The sequence below is a fragment of the Clostridia bacterium genome (assembly GCA_034926675.1).
In the GTDB taxonomy this organism is placed as follows: domain Bacteria; phylum Bacillota; class DTU025; order DTU025; family DTU025; genus JAYFQW01.
In genome coordinates this window covers 1-19,157 of the sequence record JAYFQW010000054.1, presented here as the reverse complement: position 1 = coordinate 19,157, position 19,157 = coordinate 1, and the positions used below count along the sequence as shown (strand labels likewise).

Here is a 19,157-nt window from a genome sequence, read left to right as displayed (position 1 = left end):
GATTCTCATTTTTGAGTGAAACGGCGGGTGCAGATTCTCATCCGTGAGCATTTTCCGGCGGCCCGCACTCAAAAATGGGAAACTCCGCTCGTCCCCAGGACGCGCGCCATCGGGGCGCGACTGAGTGCCGGTAGCGGGTCGCCGGTGGAAGGATGCCCGCGGCGGGCGCAACGCGCGTAGCTGGGCATAAAGGAAGGGCGGCGCGGCGGCGCCGCCCACCGCATATGCTCCTGTGCTTGTTCAGGCGAGCAGTCGCCTGCGATGGCGCCGGGATTCTCATTTTTGAGTGAAACGGCGGGTGCAGATTCTCATCCGTGAGGATTTTCCGGCGGCCTGTGCTCAAAAATGGGAAACTCGGTCCGGTCCCAGGGCGTGCGCCATCGAGGCGTCATCGGGGCGCCATCGGGGCGCCACCGAGGCGCCATCGAGGCGCTGCCTACCGCCGACAGAAAGGTGACTGAAAAGGCCATTCCGCGGGCACAGCATACCTGTTTCCCGCGGAATGGCCCTTTGTTATGATGGGGGGCAGCTGTCATCTCACGCTCAGATATCGACTGCTACGGTCGTGTGTGCTCTGGGGCAACGCTTCAGGGCTGCGGGTTACTAGAATCTATTGTTGTTATACTTCGTGAACAGCAGATCCGCGAGATCCCAATACAGGGCTTCAGCGCGGGTCAGGCACATGGCGGTGTAGTCTGTGATGAACCTGCTGGCAGCAGCAGGATCCTTGGCCGCGAGTTCCCCAGCTACCTTTTCCACTACCGGCTGCATCGCGAAGAAGTTGGCCTCAACAGGCTCACGTGCGGCCACTATGTCCTTGACGGCATCCTGGTACCTGACGCTCGCGAGGAGATCCACCGTGGCGAAAGCCCACCATGCGGAGTTCCGAGAGTACTGTTCCTTATTGCATGTGCCCCACGATGCTGGCAACTCGGTCACGCCGTTATAGATCGGCACATGGATCGAGTTGGCGGGATTGTCGTTGTAGTACCACAGACATGTGCGAATTGGGTCGGCGGCGAAGTCTCTGACCTGAGCCACCCATCCATGCCCGCACTTGTATCTTGCGATTGGACGCTCATTTGTGAACCCGAGAAGAGCAGCGAGGTCAGCGTTGATGAATGGCGTCGCAAGCGGGCTCTTAACCTTGCCGCCATTTCCATCGGGAACGAACCACACTGGCAGGTCAGCAAGTGAGTTCTCGGTGCCTTCAAAGGTGCTTCTCTGGAATGCTATGATATCCTGCACCGACACCTTTTTCTCCGCCTTCACAGAGAACGGGTACGACGACAGAGGGGCATCGTGATCCCACGCCTGGGACGGGCAGAGTCTGCTGTAGATGTACCACAGGCGGTTGCGAGTCCATATGGACTCGGCAGACCAGTAGCCAGTGGGCGCGGTATATGCCTCGGTAATGCTGAATGGCTTACCGGAGTTCGGGTCGTACCAGTCGTTCTCAATGGCCATGCTCTTGTAGTCTTTGCACACGATGAAATCCGGGCTGGTCTCATCTATAACACCGATGCGGCTGACGTTAGGCACGACGCACACTTCATCATCGGGTACGCGACGGGCTGCCCAAGTCGCGCCAGGCTTGCCACTCTCGGGAACCCAGAACGGGCCAGCTCCGAACAGTTCGAGCACCCAGGCCTCTTTACCGTCTACGAGGGTGATGCATTCTCCCATATCACTGCAGGAAGACTGGAAACCGTATTTCTCTGCAAGTGCTCCGATGAGTTTGATAGCCTCTCGGGCCGTCTTGCAGCGCTGCAGCGCTACGGCCTCAAGCTGCTCAATGGTGAGGATCGCGCGCTCACTCGGAGTTAGCTCAGGACGCTGCGATATTGTAGTCTCGCCAATCGCAAGGCCGTGTTCATTCATGAAAGGATAAGCTGCGTGAATGTAGGAATAGGTCTTCTCTACCTGAGGTATCTCTCCAACCTTCTTCAGAGGCGAGTCTGGTCCAACTTCACAAAGCTGATCATAGATCGGAACAGTGCTTCCGGCGGGGTAGGTCTTCCCAGGTATAACGCGGATTCGGCAATCGTAAAGGGGTCCGGGGCCGCCACCTTCATCAACCGTGTGAGAGGTCATAGTAGATCCGTCGACTGAAGCGTTCTTGCCCACTACCACGTCGGTGCAGGCAAGAATGGCGCTGGAACCGAGTGCAACGAGCATAGCGACAATGCAGGCAACAAATGCGGTGGTGCGGTTCTGCTTCATTTATTAATGCTCCTTTGCGACCTGTGGATGATGCTGCCTCCCATTCACATGATAACTCAAGTCGGTTGTTTCAGGTAGTACTGCATGTACGTCAAAATGTATGGTAGCTGCGCAAATGGCATCCAGGACTATGTATTGGATTTGGAACGCCAGGCACACAATAGCAAAAATCCATGAGGCTTCCTTCAGCACGATTTTGGGAAGCGGCATGGGAAGCGGCATGAGAAGCGGCGCTCTACACAGAGAAGCGGCGTGCTATTGACCTTGTTCCAGAAGAGCGTTACAATGCTCTGCGTCGATGATTAGCATGCTATCTATTAGCATGGCAATTATCGAGGCGCCGACATATACATGAGCATCTGTGAAAGGAGTGCATGCGGTGCATACGGAAGAATGCGGGAACATGCCCTTTGTGGAGCTGGATGGCGTGGATCCCGTTTCGCTTCGGGTTTTCCATGTTCTCTTTCGGACGATGCGCTTTCACCGTCAGCTGATGTTCAAGATGCTGTCTGAGAAGGAAGTGTATCCGGGGCAGGTGGGATGCCTGTGGATCATCAGTTCGAATGACGGCATTGCCCAGCGGGATTTGGCGCGGAGGCTGCATGTTGCACGGCCGACTGTTACCGTGATGCTGCAGAAAATGGAGAAGGCAGGCATCATTACGCGAAGAAACGATGATGATGATCAGCGGCTGACCCGCATATACCTGACGGAAGCAGGCCGGAAACTGCAGAACGAGATGAATCTCGTTCTCGCGGATTTCATCAAGATCGGCATTGGGCAAATGCCTGCAGACGATCAACTGGAGTTCGAAAGGCTCCTAAGTGTCCTGAGCTCCAACATATCCAAGAAGCTCTGATTTATCCACATGAGAGGTGTCATATTGCCTATGACGGGACTACTGAGATTCCTCAAACCATACTGGAAACAGCTTACACTGGTCATGGCTCTGCTCCTGATCCAGGCGATCTCCAATCTGTACCTGCCTGATCTCAACGCCGACATCATCAATAATGGCATCGCGAAGGGCGATACCGGGCACATCCTGAGAACCGGGGGCTTCATGCTGCTGGTCACATTCCTGCTAGCCGGCTGCTCCATCATATCGATCTACTGGGGTTCTCGGACGGCCATGTCCTTCGGTCGCGATGTGCGCAGCGCCATTTTCCGGAAGGTGCAGAGCTTCTCCCAGACCGAGGTCGATCAGTTCGGCACGCCTTCTCTCATCACCCGCAACACCAACGACGTGCAGCAAATGCAGATGGTCGTTCTTCTGGGCCTCAACATGATGATCTCAGCTCCAATCATGTGTATTGGCGGCATCATCATGTCGCTCCGTCAGGACGTGCCCCTTTCCACGTCGATTATCGTGATCGTGCCGGTCATGGGAGTGATCATCGGCATCATCACTGCCAGGGCATTGCCCCTGTTCAAATCCATGCAAGTCAAGATCGACAGGCTGAACCAGGTCGTGCGCGAGAAACTCAGCGGAATGCGTGTGATCAGGGCCTTCGTGAAAACAGACTACGAGGCAAGGCGGTTTGACGAAGCAAACAGGGATCTTACCTCCACTGCTCTGAAGATCAACAGGATGTTTGCCCTGATGATGCCGGTGCTCATGCTGATCATGAATCTGTCCGCAGCGGCCATCATCTGGTTCGGCGCTCGCAGAGTCGATAGCGGCGCCATGCCCATCGGAAACCTGACTGCCTTCCTGGCCTACACCATTCAGATCCTCATGTCGGTCATGATGGCCGTGATCATGTTTGTCATGATTCCGCGCGCTGTTGCATCGGCTCAGCGCATTCAGGCGGTGCTGGAAACGCAGCCGTCTGTTGAGGATCCGCAGAGGCCTGTCGAGATCGGTTCAACTGAGGGAACCGTGGAATTCCGAGATGTTGAGTTCACCTACCCAGGCGCGGAGGCACCCGTGCTCAAGGCCATTTCGTTCTCGGGCCGGCCGGGAGAGGTCGTCGCCATCGTCGGAGGCACTGGCTGCGGGAAATCCACATTGATCAACCTGATTCCACGTTTATACGATGTCACCGGCGGCAGTTTGATGGTGGACGGTGTGGACGTCCGGGAATTGAGCCAGGACGCGTTGAGGGAGAGAATCGGTTTCATCTCTCAGAAGGCGTTCCTGTTCAGTGGGACCGTTGCAAGCAACCTGCGCTATGGCAATGAGGACGCCACTGACGAGGAACTCTGGCATGCGCTTGAGGTGGCTCAGGGCAAGGGTTTCGTTTCGGAGATGCCTGATCAGCTCCAAGCCCCTGTCGCGCAGGGGGGCACGAACCTATCCGGCGGACAGAAGCAGCGCCTGGCCATTGCCCGCGCACTTGTGAAAAGACCTGAGATATATGTCTTCGATGATAGTTTCTCCGCTCTGGACTTCAAGACCGATGCTCAGCTTCGAGCAGCACTAAGGGATGTGGTGAGGAATTCGACCGTGTTCATCGTTGCTCAGCGCGTGAGCACTATCATGAATTCCGACCGCATTATCGTGCTTGACAATGGCATGATCGCCGGCATAGGGACCCATCAGGAACTGATGGAGCGCTGTGAGGTGTATAGCGAGATCGTGCATTCACAGCTTTCAGAGGAGGAAATCGCATGAGTGAGAACAAAGGGCCCATGCGTCCACAACGCGGTTTTGGCTTCCACGGCGGGATGGCGCCTGGGGAGAAGGCCAGGAACTTCAAAGGGTCGCTGAGAAGGCTTGCACGCTACCTAAAGCCGCATAGGGCGCGGCTTGCTGCTGTCGTTGCGATGGCCATCGTCAGCGTAATCTTCAGCATTGCAGGGCCCAAGATCCTCGGCAAAGCGACCAACCTTCTCTTTGAGGGCATCATCGGGAAACGATTCCCGCCAGGGGTTACGCAGGAGCAGGCCGCCAGCATGCTCAGGGCAGGCGGGCATGAGCAGATGGCGGATATGCTCTCCCGGATGAGCATTAGGCCAGGGGTTGGCGTCGACTTTCCCGCAATCGGGAGAATTCTGCTGATCCTTGTGGGGGTGTACGTCCTGAGCGCCATCTTCGGCTGGCTGCAGCACTACACCATGGCAGGCGTCGCTCAGAAAACCGTTTACGGCTTGCGCAAAGAGGTGGACGCCAAACTGGCGAGGCTCCCCCTAAAGTACTATGACAGCAATACTCGCGGCGAAATCCTGAGCCGCGTGACGAACGACATGGACAACATTGGCAGCACGCTTCAACAGAGCATGAGCCAGCTCATCACCGCGCTGCTTACGGTCATCGGCGTGTTGATCATGATGTTCTCCATCAGTCCGCTGCTTGCTGCAATTGCATTGGGCACAGTGCCTATGAGTGTAGCCATCGCGATTGCGATTGCCAAGCGCTCCCAGAAGAAGTTCACCGCCCAGTGGGACAGCACCGGCAAGCTCAACGGGCACATCGAGGAGATGTATACGGGCCACAGAATCGTCAAAGTGTTCAACCGTCAGCAGGAGGCAATTGAGGCATTTGACAAGGAAAATGAACGCCTGTACAAGGCGGGTTCTGATGCCCAGTTCATATCCGGCATTATCCAGCCGGCCATGCAGTTCATCAACAATCTTAACTACGTGGCGGTCTGCGTTATCGGAGGTATCCGAGTGGCAAACGGCGCCATCTCACTAGGGGATGTCCAGGCGTTCATTCAGTATTCAAGGCAGTTCACTCAGCCGATTACTCAGACGGCAAGCATCATGAACGTCCTGCAGTCTGCTGTCGCATCGGCCGAGCGCGTGTTCGAACTGCTCGATGAGGAGGAGGAGATCCCCGATACTGCCAATCCCGTGGTTCTCAAGGATGTGCGAGGTCATGTGGTGTTCGACAATGTGTCATTCCGATACAAGCCCGAAGTTCCGCTCATCGATGCCATGGACCTTGACGTGAAACCCGGGCAGACGGTGGCCATCGTCGGTCCGACAGGAGCCGGCAAGACAACGCTGGTCAACTTGCTCATGCGCTTCTACGAGATCGATGGCGGCAGCATCACCATTGACGGCATCGACATCCGCGACATGACCCGCGACGGCCTTCGAAGCATATTCGGAATGGTGCTCCAGGACACTTGGCTGTTTGATGGAAGTATTCGGGACAATATTGCGTACGGTCGCGAGAACGCCACCGATGAGCAGATTGCGGGCGCGGCCCGGGCCGCGTACGTTGAGCACTTCGTGAAGACCCTGCCCGATGGGTACAACACCCAGCTAGGCGATGATGCGTCCAATATCTCACAGGGGCAGAGGCAGTTGCTCACCATTGCCCGAGCGTTCCTCGCCGATCCCGAGATACTGATCCTCGACGAGGCGACAAGCTCGGTCGACACCCGTACCGAGGTGCTGATTCAGAAAGCAATGGCCAGGCTGATGAAGGACCGAACTAGCTTCGTCATCGCTCACCGGCTATCTACGGTCCGCCACGCCGACACCATCCTTGTGATGAACAGCGGCCGCATCGTTGAGCAGGGTAATCATGAGAGTCTCATTGCGAAGCGCGGCTTCTATTACGAGTTGTACAACAGCCAGTTCGCCGGGGCGTATGACGAGGCAGTTTGACCGGTGCAACCACTTCGAGGAAATGGGGGGCCCTCACAGGTCGAGGGCCTTCCCAAGGTTGCCCGTTACGGCGTTTAGGAAGGCGTCGGCTGATTCATCGTCGAACGCGAGGAGCCATCTGCCGTGGACCTTCCTCAGCGGCAAGACAGTGTCGACTGTGGTCATTGGGGCACTGGGGTCATTGACGGCATTCACCAACAGCTGCTCTACGTAGATGTCCATGTCCTGGGATTCGCCACTGAAACTTGAGGCGAAGGCCGCGCTGATCGCTTGTGTTACTACGCCTCCCATTACTCTCGGCACATCCACGCAGGTGATTCTCACGGGAACAGTCGCCACACCACTGCTAACGCTGGGCTTCTGCAGCTGATACGTGATCCTGCCGAATACCGGTTTGAGGAACTTGGCCTGCTCCAGTCTTTCCGGCGAGAACCGGTCCACCAGATCCGAGTTGTCTGCGTCAAGCACGTACTTGGCTGCTTCAGTCGCGTCGAGAGACCTGACTGCGTCAAGGAATCTCTCAGCCGTCTTCTCAGGCGATGCTGTGCAGCCGGACATCATGATGGCCATGGACAGGCAGACAGCCATGACGAGAACCCTGGAGATCTTCTTCATCTGGGTTACACCCCCATACCTCGACATGCGCTCGTGCAGAGCGGGACCGGGCCATTCCAGAATGAAGCCCTCGGCTGGAGGGTTCGCACAGACACCCGGAATTCCTCCATGTTTGACGAATATCGACCGGACTCCCGCATGCTGAAGTGGAGCTGCGGTGGAGCTGAAGTGGAGCTGCGGCGCACGGGATGGGGCGGTATTCTCATTTCTGGGCGAAACGGCGGGTGCGGATTCTCATCCGTGAGGAGTATGCGACGGGTCGCGCTCAAATGTGGGAAAGTCCGCCTGGCCCCAGGGCGCGCCGTCGGGGCGCGACTAAGTGTAGTTAGTGGATCGCTGGTGCTGGGATGTCCGCGGTGGGCGCAACGCGCGTAGCTGGACGCGTGACTGAACATAAAGGAACGCGGCGCTTGAGCGCCGCGCACGGCTCGCATCAGTGAGATCCTAGTGAGTTCAGTGAGACCACCAGAGGTGGTTCACAAGCCCGCCTATCTCTACATCTAGTTCGGCGGCGTGTAGCTTATGTACGCGCGGCTCATGTCGGAAAGGGCTGCCTCTATTGGCCCTCCTTTGAGATAGTAAGCGATCGGCAACACGCCTTGAACCTTGGATATCATCCTATCGAGAGTCAGATCTTCCTTGGTGATCTCTATGAGCCGGTACCGGTTTCGCACACATATGCCCGCCTTGATGTTGTCACGGTCGACCTGCTTGGCATACTCCTCCTGGGTGTGAGCGTAGGGCCCGCCTATGACGAGATGCTGCGAGCCCTGGAACTCAAAGGCCACGCGCGCAGATGGGTACTCCCTGTCCAGTTCGAAGCGAGCTGAACTGCCTGGTGATCTCAGCCACCCGGGACGGGAATTGTCGATGATGTCGTCAGAAGCCGCCAACAGGTCCAGCCAGCACATCATCAGCCACTCTCCGACTCTTGCGACACTGAGTCGCACCAACTGGAGTCTCTCCGCGACCACGGCCTCAACTGCGATAGGCATACAGGGGCCGATGAGCTGCCTTCCAGGTCCGTCCTTGGCGATTCTGTCAGCCCATCCGAACTCCATCAGTCGATTCAGGCTGCGGCGAGCGGTTTCAGTGTCCATGTCCGCAGCCGCCGCCCATCCCGAAAGCGTATCGGGCGCTCTTCCCTGCATACGCATGCGCAGACGAACGTCGACGTCCCGAAGGCGCCGATCCGTCGGAAGCACTGTGAACAACACTCGACGGATGATGCCCTGAAGTGTCATGGCCGATACCTCCCGAAATGAGTACTACCACACATAATACCACGAAATCCGTATCCTGGGAACTGGCTGGAATCCGCCAGCCCACTTGCTTCCGCTGGCTGCTCAGGTGAGCGGTCGCGAGCGGCAGCGTCGAGATTCTCATTTTTGAGTGGAACGGCGGGTGTAGATTCTCATCCGTGGGGATTTTCCGGCGACTCGCACTCAGAAATGAGAAACTGCGCCCGATCTCGGGGCGTGCACCGTCGGGGCGCGGCTGAGCGCCGTCAGTGGATCGCGAGCAGATCGCCGTTGCCAGGATGCCCGCCGAGGCCAACACGCGCGTAGCTGGGCATAAAGGAAAGGCGGCGCGGCGGCGCCGCCTACCGCCTATGCTCTTGCGTCCATTCGGGGGAGCGATCACGGCCGGCGGTGCCGGGATTCTCATTTTTGAGTGGAACGGTGGGTGTAGATTCTCATCCGTGAGGATTTTCGGGCGGCTCGCACTCAGAAATGAGAAACTCCGCCCGACCCCAGGGCGTGCGCCATCGAGGCGCGGATGAGCGCCGTCAGTGGATCGCGAGCAGATCGCTGTTGCCAGGATGCCCGCGGGGGCCAAAACGCGCGTAGCTGGACATGAAGGAAAGGCGGCGCGGCGGCGCCGCCTACCGCCTATGCTCTTGCGTCCATTCGGGGGAGCGATCACGGCCGGCGGCGCCGAGATTCTCATTTTTGGGTGAAACGGTGGGTGTAGATTCTCATCCGTGAGGATTTTCCGGCGGCTCGCACTCAGAAATGAGAAACTCCGCCCGATCTCGGGGCGTGCACCGTCGAGGCGCCACTGAAGCACCACTGAGTGCCCCTAGTGGACCGCCAGTGTCGGGATGCCCGCGGGGGCCAAAACGCGCGTAGCTGGGCATAAAGGAAAGGCGGCGCGGCGGCGCCGCCTGCCGTATACGCTCTTGTACTTGTTCGGGTGCACAGTCACAGGCGGAGGCGCCGAGGTTCTCGTTCTGGGGTGAAACGGCGGACGCTGGTTCCGGCGCGGGCGGGCGGACCGGGTTCCGGGGGAGGCGGGGAGGAACGCGCAGCGGCGGACCGGGTTCCGGGGGAGGCGGGGAGGAACGCGCAGCGGCAGTTGGGATCCGGAGGGTCTGGCGTGATCAGTTACGACAAGCAAAGGTGGGCACGCTCAGCGACATCAGGGGAGACTGGGATTCCAGCCTCGGCGTCCAGGCCCCAGGCGGGAGCTACTCCGTTGCGTCTTCGCTGTTCGTAGGAACCAGCGGTGCAGGCGACCTGGGGTTCGAATGGTGCGATCGCTCAAATTCGGTGAGGGAGGGCGCCAGCGTGGCGCTCCTTGTGCGACTGCGCGTTGGCCAGTGCGGCATGGTGGCGCTTCTTGTGCGACTGCGCGTTGGCCAGTGCGGCATGCCAGAATCAAGAGAGCCAGCTCAGATCGTCTGCGTCCGCCCTCCTGGCAATCTTCTCGTCGACAACTAGTTGATCCGCGCCGATGTACGACAGGAACCTCCGGAAGCAATCTGCCAGGCTGGCCTGCATCTCTAGGGACGGCTCGACTCCGGGCTCCCACCACCAGTCCATTATCCTAATCGATCTGGCGTCTCTGTCACGTTTGGGCTCGAATCTGGCGACGAAGCGGTCGCCGTACAGAATGGGGAGCACGTAGTAGCCATATTGCCTCTCGGAGACGGGTTTGTACACCTCCCACCTGTATTCAAAATCGAAGAGCTCTTTGACCAATCGTCGATCCCAGAGCAGGTTGTCCAGCGGCGCCAACACCGTGGCGCGCGGCGGCGGGATGGGCGAGCTTAGCACGTTGTCGAGGAGCAACAGATCCGCTCGCCTCATGTACAGCGGAGAGCCGACCCCTTCCACCGATACCTCGACGACCTTGCCGCTGCTGGTCAGACGGGCCAGAGCCTCCGCACGCTCTCCAGCCTTGAGCCCGGGAATTCCGAGCCATGCGTCAGAGGACTTGCCCCACAGCAGACCAATTCCGCCTATGCGCCTTGCGACACGCCAGTCATAGTACTGCATATCCGTGATGTTAGGGTCGGCTTCCGACAGCAGTCCCTCTGGGATATGGCGGTAGGCGAAGTCATACACCCTGCGTGTATGAACTCTATGGTCTATGACAAGTTCTCCGCGCCAGTACATGCTCTCCAATGCGGCACGCGCCAGTCGCGCAGGCCCCCATGGCCAGTCTACACGCTCATCGTGATGAAGGTCGATCGAGGAGACCGGGCCCTGTTCGCTTATGGCCCTGCGGATCTGTGGAAGGACCGAGGAGATAGGTCCATCCGGACCTCCCAGATCGTGGATGGTCGCCTCCCTCTGGCGCCTGAAGAACGGCCAGTCTTCTACTGAGTAGATGGACATCATCTTGTCCCAGCCATCCACCAGACGCCTATCGGTATACAGCAGTTCCTGCAGCATTACAGGGACAAAGTCGGCAACGCGGGATTGCAGCACGAGTTCGGGGTTTCGCCCGACTACATCGAGCGGGTCGAACTGGATGCATCCTACCCGCGATACGTGCTCAAGTATGCCTGGTTTGCCGGTGAGACTATGAGGGGGCCACAGATTCTGGTGCGCCAGCATGAAACGGCGGGCTTGTGCTCTGGTGAGATTCAGCGAACTCATCGTGGCAGCACGTACCTTTCCAATGACGTGTGAATGGCGACTAAGCGTTAGCTCCATCCTATCAAGAACATATGTTCTGGTCAACGGTGCTCACCTACAATCAGGCGTACTGGACTGCTTGGCCAATCCCCGCGCGCATCGAGCATGACCAGCATTGCATCCGCACATCCCTGGTATCCCACCTTCTCTGCATCCAATTCCTACGCCCCCCCTCACACTCGAACTCGGCGGAAACGCTTGTTACGGAAACGTTCGTCACAGAAACGTTCATCGCACGTTCACACGCCTGACACACAACTGCTGTAGCTTGGACTCAGGCAGTGATTGACGGAGGTCTAAAGAGAGGTTTGAAGTCATGAAACGTAAACGAGCTGTTGCCGCGGTCATACTGCTTCTCGTTGCGGGAGCTGTTGCCGTTGGTCTTGTGTGGAGGAGTCGATCCAAGTCCGCATCGCGCACTGCAGTGAACCCCTACATACCCATCGAGGTGAGGCGGGGGGACCTCTCCAGTGACATCTACTCCACAGGGAATGTGCAGGCCCTCCGTGCAACTAGCGTTTACCCTGCCAAAGCGGGCATGGTGGCCGAGGTGCTCGTTAAATCAGGCGACGAGGTGCAGGCAGGCGACGTGCTCCTCAGGCTTGAGCGTGACGAGTTGGATGTGCAGCAGGCGGAGTCTGATGCAAGGCAGAAGCGCGACAGCCTCAGGAACGCGGACGACAAGCTTGTGAAGATCCGCGGCTTGTACGATAAGGGGGCTGCCACTGCGACTGAGATGAAGTCGGCTCAGTCAGACGCGGCGCAAGCCAAAGAGGCGCTGGCGGCATCCCAGCTCAGGCTGGATCGCCTGGTCACTAAGTCAGCCGACAGTATGGTCTGCGCTCCGGTAGCCGGGGTGGTGAGCAGTCTGAACAGCGCTGTTGGGCAGTCGGTGGCAACGACCAGTGCTGCGGCAGTGATCACCGAGATTGCCGATGTCGTCGTGCGCGTCACAGTCGACGAGTACGACATCGGGTCAGTGCAGGCGGGTCAGGCAGCTCAGGTGACTTTTGATGCACTCGGCAGCACGGCATATGGCGGAGTCGTTGGATTCGTGAGCAAGATGGGCCAGACCAAGTCGGGGGTCGTGGTGTATGACGTCGATATCCGCCTCGACAACGCCGCCAAGGAGATCAGGCCTGGAATGAGCGCTGAAGCCAGCATCGTGGTGGGCCGAGTGGAGAATGCACTTATCGTGCCCAATAGTGCCCTGGAGACACGGCGAGGCGAGAGTAGAGTCCGAGTGTACAGTGCCAACGGCGCCGTGGAGATGCGCCAGGTGAAAACCGGTATGCAGACCAGCGCAGGCACTGAGATACTGGAGGGCCTCTCCATGGGCGATACGGTCGCGTTGGCCAATCCTAGAGCCTCAGGCTCGTCCACGGGCGCGTCTATGGGCTCATCTACAGGCTCGTCAAACTCCAGCCGATCCAGCGGATCAATGAGAACGACTGGACGGCAGTCGGACTCCGCCATGCCTTCGATGATGCCTGGAATGCCGGGCGAAATGCCGGGTGGGTTCGGCGGGCCTGCTGGAAGATAGGGGTGACGGCATTGAGCATCATTGAGCTTAAGGATGTGACTAGGACCTACTCCATGGGCAAGAGCTCGGTTGAGGTCCGCGCTCTCCGGGGGGTGAATCTCAAGGTGGACGAGGGAGAGTTCGTGTCCATCATGGGACATTCGGGCTCAGGCAAATCCACACTGATGAACATCCTGGGTTGCCTGGACAAGCCGACTTCCGGCCAGTACAAGTTGGAGGGGCGGCCAGTTGAAGGCCTCAGTTCGAACCAGCTTGCCCAAGCTAGGAACAGCACTATAGGGTTCGTATTCCAGTCGTTCAACCTGCTGCCGAAGCTGAATGCTCTGGGCAATGTGGAGTTGCCCTTGATCTACGCGGGCATGCACCCCCGCAAGAGGCGCGATGAAGCCCTGCGTGCGCTTCAGATGGTGGGGCTTGCGGATCGGGCGAGGCACCGACCAAGTGAACTATCAGGGGGGCAGCAGCAGAGGGTGGCAATAGCCCGCGCTTTGGTGAGCAGACCCCGGCTGGTTCTGGCCGATGAGCCCACCGGCAACCTCGATAGTAGATCTAGCTACGAGATAATGGACGTCCTGACCGACATGAACAAGAAGGGCATAACAGTGATAATCGTAACCCATGAGCCCGACATTGCGCGCTATACCCCCAGGGTGCTCACATTCAGAGACGGGCTGTGCGTTGAAGACAGGTTCTCCCCGCCAGGAGGTGCATTACAGTGAGGCCGGCCGATAACCTTAAGCTTGCCATGGACGGGTTGACCAGCAATCCATTCCGGTCGGTTCTCACTGCTCTGGGGGTAATTATCGGAGTGTCGGCCGTGATCATCACAGTGTCGATCGGCACGGGCGCCCAGAGGCAGACGCAGTCGCAGATACAGCGACTAGGCGCTAACCTGATCACTGTGAGCAGTGGTTATCGTAGCTCCAGGTCCCTGATCACCAGCGACATCCTTCCGAGCATTGAGAGGATCAATGCCGTGGCTAATGTGGCGCCTCAGGTGCAGAGCCAGGGCACTGTGGCCTATGGCTCAGAGGGGATGACCACCACGGTCATGGGCACGACGGCGAACTACTCTGCAGTCAGAAACCTGAAGATGGCTCGAGGCGTGTTCCTCACTGATGCCGACATCGAGCAGAGTTCGTGGAATTGCGTGCTTGGAGCCGATCTTGCCGATGAGCTGTTCAGTGAGGAAGACCCCATGGGCCAGAAAGTCCGTCTTGACAGAGTTCGTTTCACGGTGGTGGGCGTGACGCAGCGCCAGGGAGACAGCGGTTTGAGCAGTATGGACAATTCCATGTATGTGCCATACACAACTATGCAGCAGCGCATCACCGGCAACAAGAACATCAATGCCATAGTGGCCCAGGCGGTGAGCGAATCAGCCATGGACCTTGCCTACGATCAGATATATGCAACGCTCATGATGGCCACGGGAGATGAGAATTCGTTCAGAGTATCCAACCAGGCCGACATGCTAGAGGTGGCGTCGAACGTAAGCGGCACGATGACGGCGCTGCTCTCGGGCATTGCTGCGGTATCGCTGCTGGTTGGAGGGATCGGCATCATGAACATCATGCTGGTATCGGTGACAGAGAGGATCAGGGAGATCGGCATACGCAAGGCCATCGGCGCAAAGGAAGTCGAGATACTGATGCAGTTCATGCTGGAGGCAGCCGCCCTCAGTGTCGCCGGCGGCCTTCTGGGCATCGCCGTGGGATTCCTTGGTTCGAACATTGTGAGCCGCATGTTCGGGTGGCCTACTGCTGTGGACATGCGGTCAGTAGTGCTAGGATTCACCCTGTCGTTGATAGTGGGGGTGTTTTTCGGGGCCTACCCGGCGTATAAGGGCGCCAAACTAGATCCTATTGAGGGGTTGAGATACGAATGACAGCGGAACCCCGCATTGCCAGCATCACCAAGGTCAAAGGGCAGGCACATGCAGGACTGGCAGTTGCCGTGATGGCAACCCTGCTCATGTTGGCATTGGCCACATCGGCTCAAGGCAGTGGGCAGGCAAAGGCCCCTGAATGGTCCATTGATGCGTTCGTTGAGGCGGCCGTGAACACCTGGAAGAACAGCCTGGACGCTCAGAGCCAGCTGGATCTGGCGACCATTTCCGAGGGCCTCAGCATCCCGGTGCGTTCCGCCAGCCTCACAGTGTCAGGCGGCGTGTCAACTGCCGGAAGCTCTGGGGCTGATCCCTCAGCTGATCGCAGCGACGCGAAGAAGATATCTGCAAAGGTTCCGATCACCGAGAGGGTCGGCATCACCGGAAGCTATGACATGGATAGATCAACAGGTTCAATCAAGCTATCGTACACGCTTCCCCGGACGTGGCTTGCAGTAGGCAGCAGCGGCGTCAGTGGCCTAGCGCGGAAGCTTCTGGGGTCGGCAGGGCCGAGTGAAGAAGGAGAGTCCGCACTGGCAATGGCCCGCCTGAAACTGGTCGCAGCAGAAGGATCGATGAGGCTCAACGCCCGAAAGGCGTACATCAACGCTCTGAAGTCGGTGAAGGCTTCGGCGATCGCGCAGGAAGAGCACCGCCTGGCGCAAGTGGCGCTGGAGATAGCAAAGAGGAGGCGAGATGCGGGTATTGCCGCCGATAGCGAGGTGGCGCAGGCAGGCCTAACAGTGCTGGACTGCGAAATCGCCCTGGCCAAGGCCGTGAACGACGAGAAATGGATGAAGCTGGAGCTCGCGAAAATGTCGGGGGAGGATATGACCCAGGCGCAGTTCGGCGACTTGCCGGAGTTCGGCGCGGAGATCCCCAGCCTTGAGGACTTGGTGCACGCCGCTACTAACTACGATGTCGAGCTCGCGCAGGCTCAGGCGAGTTTGGATTCCGCCCTGCGTGACCTGGAATCAGTGAAGAGCCTGCTGCCCACAGTTGCGATAGAAGCCCAGCTATCATCGGGCGACAGTGCGCCCAAGCTTACGGCGTCGGCGAATTGGAGTATTGCGCTCTCACGCTCCCTCGACGTGCGCAAGGCGGAGATCACTGCGGAACAACGTAGGCAGTCCGTTGGCAACAAGCGTGAAGCGTTGGCTGAAACGATAGAGAAGAGCTTGGAGCAGTTGAACATGGACACATGGTCTGCCGCAAGATGGCAGGCACAGCTGGAAGAGTCGCAACGGTCTTACGACACCGCTCTCCAGTCGTACAAACAAGGCGACCTGCTGCTGGTGGACCTGGAGAGGGCGCAGCTCAACTTGAAACGCTCCCGTGACAACTACGTAGCGAACTGGGGCGGAGTCTGGCAAACCTGGTACACCCTGATGAACATGTGCGGGATGTAGGCCCGCTCGGATACATAGCCCGCTCGGATGCATAACCCGCGATAGTGCGTATGCTCACACAAGGATTTGGAGGTGGACTAAGTGAAATCAACATGCACACCCAAGACAGTCGGATTGATACTCGCATTCGTGGTAGTTATCAGTGGAATCGCAGGAGCAGCTCAGAATGGCAGTACCATGCAGATAGACCTTCCCAAGTACATAGCGGCCTACGTGCAGAACAGCAGCGAGGTCTCGACTGCGCGCGAGAGCGCCGAAGACGCGCAGACCCAATGGAAACGCGCTGTTGACGAGAAGAAGGCCCTGCTTACTATAGAGGAACTCAAGAACGCGGCGGAAACCAAGAGACTGGCGCTTCAGGAGACGCTGAATAACGTGGCCCTGAAGGCAGTACAGGCCTACGTGGGCCTGGGGCAGGCTGAGAGAGATCTCGAGGCCAGGCAGGTATCGCTTTCAGTTGCCACCGAACGCCTGCGCGTGGCCAAGTTGCGCTATGAAGCGGGCTTGACAACCAAGGATTCCGTATTGGAACAGGAGAATTCGTATCTGTCGGCAACCGACTCACTTGTTAAGGCACAGAAGAGCGTGAAGCAGTCGAAGCAGGATTTCTGCGAGAACGCAGGCATGGCGCTGGTGGATAAGATCGTGCTGACCACCGATGTGAGTTCGCTCTTCACCGGCGCCGGAGAACATGACGGCGCAGCGATTCTGAAGGCTGCAGGCGCAGCGAGCTCGACCTGCTTCTCTGCGGCCGCTGCTGAGGACCTGGCTCGCAGGAAGAACGAAGCCTTGCAGGATCCGATGATAGCAACCAAGACCGAGCGCGAAGCCGCAGAGAAGACGTACAAAGATGCCAAATCCAGGCTGGCAGATGCTGAGAAGTCGCTGACCAGCTCCGTGGCAGATGCGCTGGCAAGCCTGGAGTCGCTGGTGCGCAGCCTTGACATGCAGACCATCTCGGCTCAACTGGCTGCAGCGAACCTGGAGGTTGCCAAGATTAGGTTCAGCCACGGCGAGATGCTACAATATGAGATGGACAATGAAATAAGCTCAGCGAATCAGGCCAGCTACAAGGTCATTCAGGCTGAGACGGATCTTTTCGTTCAACTGATGAAAATACACGCGCTCACCGGTGGCGACGTTGCGAGCCTCGCTGCCAAGTAGGCGGGCCGAGCAAGGGACGGGATAGATCGTGACCAGAGTCCTCATCGCAGATGATGAAAGCAGAATGCGAAGGCTAATCTCAGACTTCCTGAGACGCGAAGGCTTCGTCATCCTTGAAGCTGAAGACGGTCGCAAAGCTCTGGACATGTACCTAGACGATCCCCGTATTGAGCTGGTCATTCTGGATGTAATGATGCCTGGCCTGGATGGATGGGTGGTCTGCCGCGAGATACGCAAGCGATCACAAGTGCCCATAATCATGCTTACGGCCAGAGCCGAAGAGAATGACCAGCTCTTCGGCTTTGACATCGGGGCGGATGAGTACATCACAAAGCCCTTCAGCCCTATGATACTGGTCGCACGAGCGAAAGCGCTGCTCAGGCGTGCACAGGCAGGGGCCGGAGAAGTGCGCCGTTTCGGGCTGCTTTACGTGGACGAGGCGAAGCACGCCGCCACCGTGGCAGGTGAGAGGGTGGATCTCAGCCCCAAGGAATATGAACTGCTGGTGTATTTCATGGACAACGCTGGCCGCGCCGTAGGACGTGATCAGATGCTCAATTCGGTGTGGGACTACGACTACTTCGGCGACGCCAGAACCGTAGATACCCACGTGAAACGGCTTCGGTCGAAGCTTGGACAAGCAGCAGAGTACATCCAAACGGTAAGAGGAGTAGGATACAGATTCGAGGCAGACGCGGAATGAGACTGCTAAAGATCAGATCCATCAGAGGTAAGCTCTTCGTGGGCATCGTCGGGGTAGTAGTGATGTACGTGCTGATGTCCTGGGTGCTCAACTGGCAGCTGCTCGATGTGTACTATCATAGAGTCAAGACGTCGTCCCTGATCAACAACTACCGGCATATCCGGCAGCTTTACGAGAGGAATGATGCCACTGAGCTGCTATTGGGCCTCGAGACGTTGGAACGCAAAGAGGGCCTGGTCGTAGTTGTTGTAGACGCTGACTTCGGCTTGAGGTATTCCACTATGCCCGATAGATCCTCGAAATATCAGGGCCCGACGCCCGCGGGAGGGGCTGAGCCGGAGCCTGCGCCAGCATCTGGGCCAGCGCCCGGGCCTGTGTTCGCGCCAGAGACCGCGCCTGCATCGGCGTTAGCGCAAGCGACCGCGCCCCGGTCTGCACCGGGGCAGGCGACTGCCCCCGGGCCCGTATCGGGGCAGGGTCCGGCGCTTGCGCCCGTGCCTGCGCCCGCGCCGCGGCCAGCGTTTGAGCCCTTTCCATCGGACCTGCTCAGGCGCGCAACTGCTGATCTTGAGAAAGACTACCAGGTGATGGGCCATACCCGTGACGACAGACTCAAGCTCGACTTCATCAGTCTTGTGGGCGTGCTATCCGATGGCGGGTACGTGTTCCTGCGCACCCCGCTCGCGCCAATTCGGGAGAGTGCATCAGCCGCAAATAGGTTCTTCCTGATCAGCGGGGCCGTAATGGTGGCGGCGGGCAGCGTCGCAGCCTATTGGTACGCTGCACGCTTCACAAAACCAGTCGAGGACATGAAGGTGATCGCAGAGAAGGTCGCGCGTTTGGACTTCACGTCAGAGTACTCTGGGGCCTCCGACGACGAGATCGGAGCCCTCGGAATGAGCATCAACACCATGTCCCGGAAGCTTGAGGCCACCATAGGCGAGCTTATGCAGGCGAATGAGTGTCTTCAGCGAGACATCCAGCGTGAAAGGCAGATCGACGAGATGCGCAAGGAGTTCATCGCCAACGTATCCCACGAGCTTAAGACGCCTATTGCGTTGATTCAGGGATACGCTGAGGGCTTGAAGCTCAATGTGAACGACGACGCTGAGGACAGGACGTT

The 19,157-nt window shown here is 58.3% G+C and carries 14 protein-coding genes; 10 read left to right on the top strand and 4 right to left on the bottom strand.

The window, feature by feature from the left end:
- Positions 1-603: 603 nt before the first annotated feature.
- Positions 604-2,223, bottom strand: a complete 1,620-nt coding sequence (locus VB144_12285) for a C69 family dipeptidase (protein MEA4884407.1) — start codon at positions 2,221-2,223, stop codon at positions 604-606.
- A 379-nt stretch (positions 2,224-2,602) separates the two neighbouring features.
- On the opposite strand from VB144_12285, the gene VB144_12280 reads away from it, so the two are divergent.
- From VB144_12280 to VB144_12270, 3 genes are read left to right on the top strand one after another with little or no spacing between them, the layout of a single operon-like run.
- Complete coding sequence (locus VB144_12280) at positions 2,603-3,082, top strand: MarR family transcriptional regulator (protein MEA4884406.1); 480 nt, start codon at positions 2,603-2,605, stop codon at positions 3,080-3,082.
- Between the two features lie 30 nt (positions 3,083-3,112).
- Complete coding sequence (locus VB144_12275) at positions 3,113-4,840, top strand: ABC transporter ATP-binding protein (GenBank protein ID MEA4884405.1); 1,728 nt, start codon at positions 3,113-3,115, stop codon at positions 4,838-4,840.
- The gene (locus tag VB144_12270) at positions 4,837-6,786 is read left to right on the top strand and encodes an ABC transporter ATP-binding protein (GenBank protein ID MEA4884404.1); all 1,950 of its coding nucleotides are present in this window, start codon (positions 4,837-4,839) and stop codon (positions 6,784-6,786) included. Before VB144_12275 ends, VB144_12270 begins: the two co-directional genes overlap by 4 nt.
- Positions 6,787-6,819: 33 nt before the next feature.
- On the opposite strand, the gene VB144_12265 is transcribed toward VB144_12270, so the two are convergent.
- From VB144_12265 to VB144_12255, 3 genes are all read right to left on the bottom strand, one after another.
- The gene (locus VB144_12265) at positions 6,820-7,401 is read right to left on the bottom strand and encodes a hypothetical protein (protein MEA4884403.1); all 582 of its coding nucleotides are present in this window, start codon (positions 7,399-7,401) and stop codon (positions 6,820-6,822) included.
- A 500-nt stretch (positions 7,402-7,901) separates the two neighbouring features.
- Positions 7,902-8,645 (bottom strand): hypothetical protein, encoded by a 744-nt coding sequence (locus VB144_12260; GenBank protein ID MEA4884402.1) that lies wholly within the window; start codon positions 8,643-8,645, stop codon positions 7,902-7,904.
- 1,416 nt (positions 8,646-10,061) lie between these two features.
- Positions 10,062-11,288 carry a crosslink repair DNA glycosylase YcaQ family protein gene (locus VB144_12255; protein ID MEA4884401.1) on the bottom strand — a complete coding sequence of 409 codons (1,227 nt, stop codon included), beginning with the start codon at positions 11,286-11,288 and terminating at the stop codon, positions 10,062-10,064.
- A 355-nt stretch (positions 11,289-11,643) separates the two neighbouring features.
- Here VB144_12255 and VB144_12250 point away from each other — a divergent pair, with 355 nt between their 5' ends.
- The 7 genes from VB144_12250 to VB144_12220 form a co-directional block, all read left to right on the top strand.
- A complete protein-coding gene (locus VB144_12250; protein MEA4884400.1) occupies positions 11,644-12,870 on the top strand; it encodes an efflux RND transporter periplasmic adaptor subunit in 1,227 nt (408 codons plus the stop codon).
- Positions 12,871-12,923: 53 nt separating this feature from the next.
- Positions 12,924-13,589, top strand: a complete 666-nt coding sequence (locus tag VB144_12245; protein ID MEA4884399.1) for an ABC transporter ATP-binding protein — start codon at positions 12,924-12,926, stop codon at positions 13,587-13,589.
- Positions 13,586-14,758, top strand: a complete 1,173-nt coding sequence (locus tag VB144_12240; GenBank protein ID MEA4884398.1) for an ABC transporter permease — start codon at positions 13,586-13,588, stop codon at positions 14,756-14,758. Before VB144_12245 ends, VB144_12240 begins: the two co-directional genes overlap by 4 nt.
- Positions 14,755-16,167 carry a TolC family protein gene (locus tag VB144_12235; protein MEA4884397.1) on the top strand — a complete coding sequence of 471 codons (1,413 nt, stop codon included), beginning with the start codon at positions 14,755-14,757 and terminating at the stop codon, positions 16,165-16,167. Before VB144_12240 ends, VB144_12235 begins: the two co-directional genes overlap by 4 nt.
- Positions 16,168-16,248: 81 nt before the next feature.
- Positions 16,249-17,331 (top strand): TolC family protein, encoded by a 1,083-nt coding sequence (locus VB144_12230; protein ID MEA4884396.1) that lies wholly within the window; start codon positions 16,249-16,251, stop codon positions 17,329-17,331.
- A 28-nt stretch (positions 17,332-17,359) separates the two neighbouring features.
- Positions 17,360-18,034, top strand: a complete 675-nt coding sequence (locus VB144_12225) for a response regulator transcription factor (GenBank protein MEA4884395.1) — start codon at positions 17,360-17,362, stop codon at positions 18,032-18,034.
- A partial coding sequence (locus tag VB144_12220; protein ID MEA4884394.1) for a histidine kinase dimerization/phospho-acceptor domain-containing protein occupies positions 18,031-19,157 on the top strand: 1,127 nt, incomplete at its 3' end. The genes VB144_12225 and VB144_12220, both read left to right, overlap by 4 nt.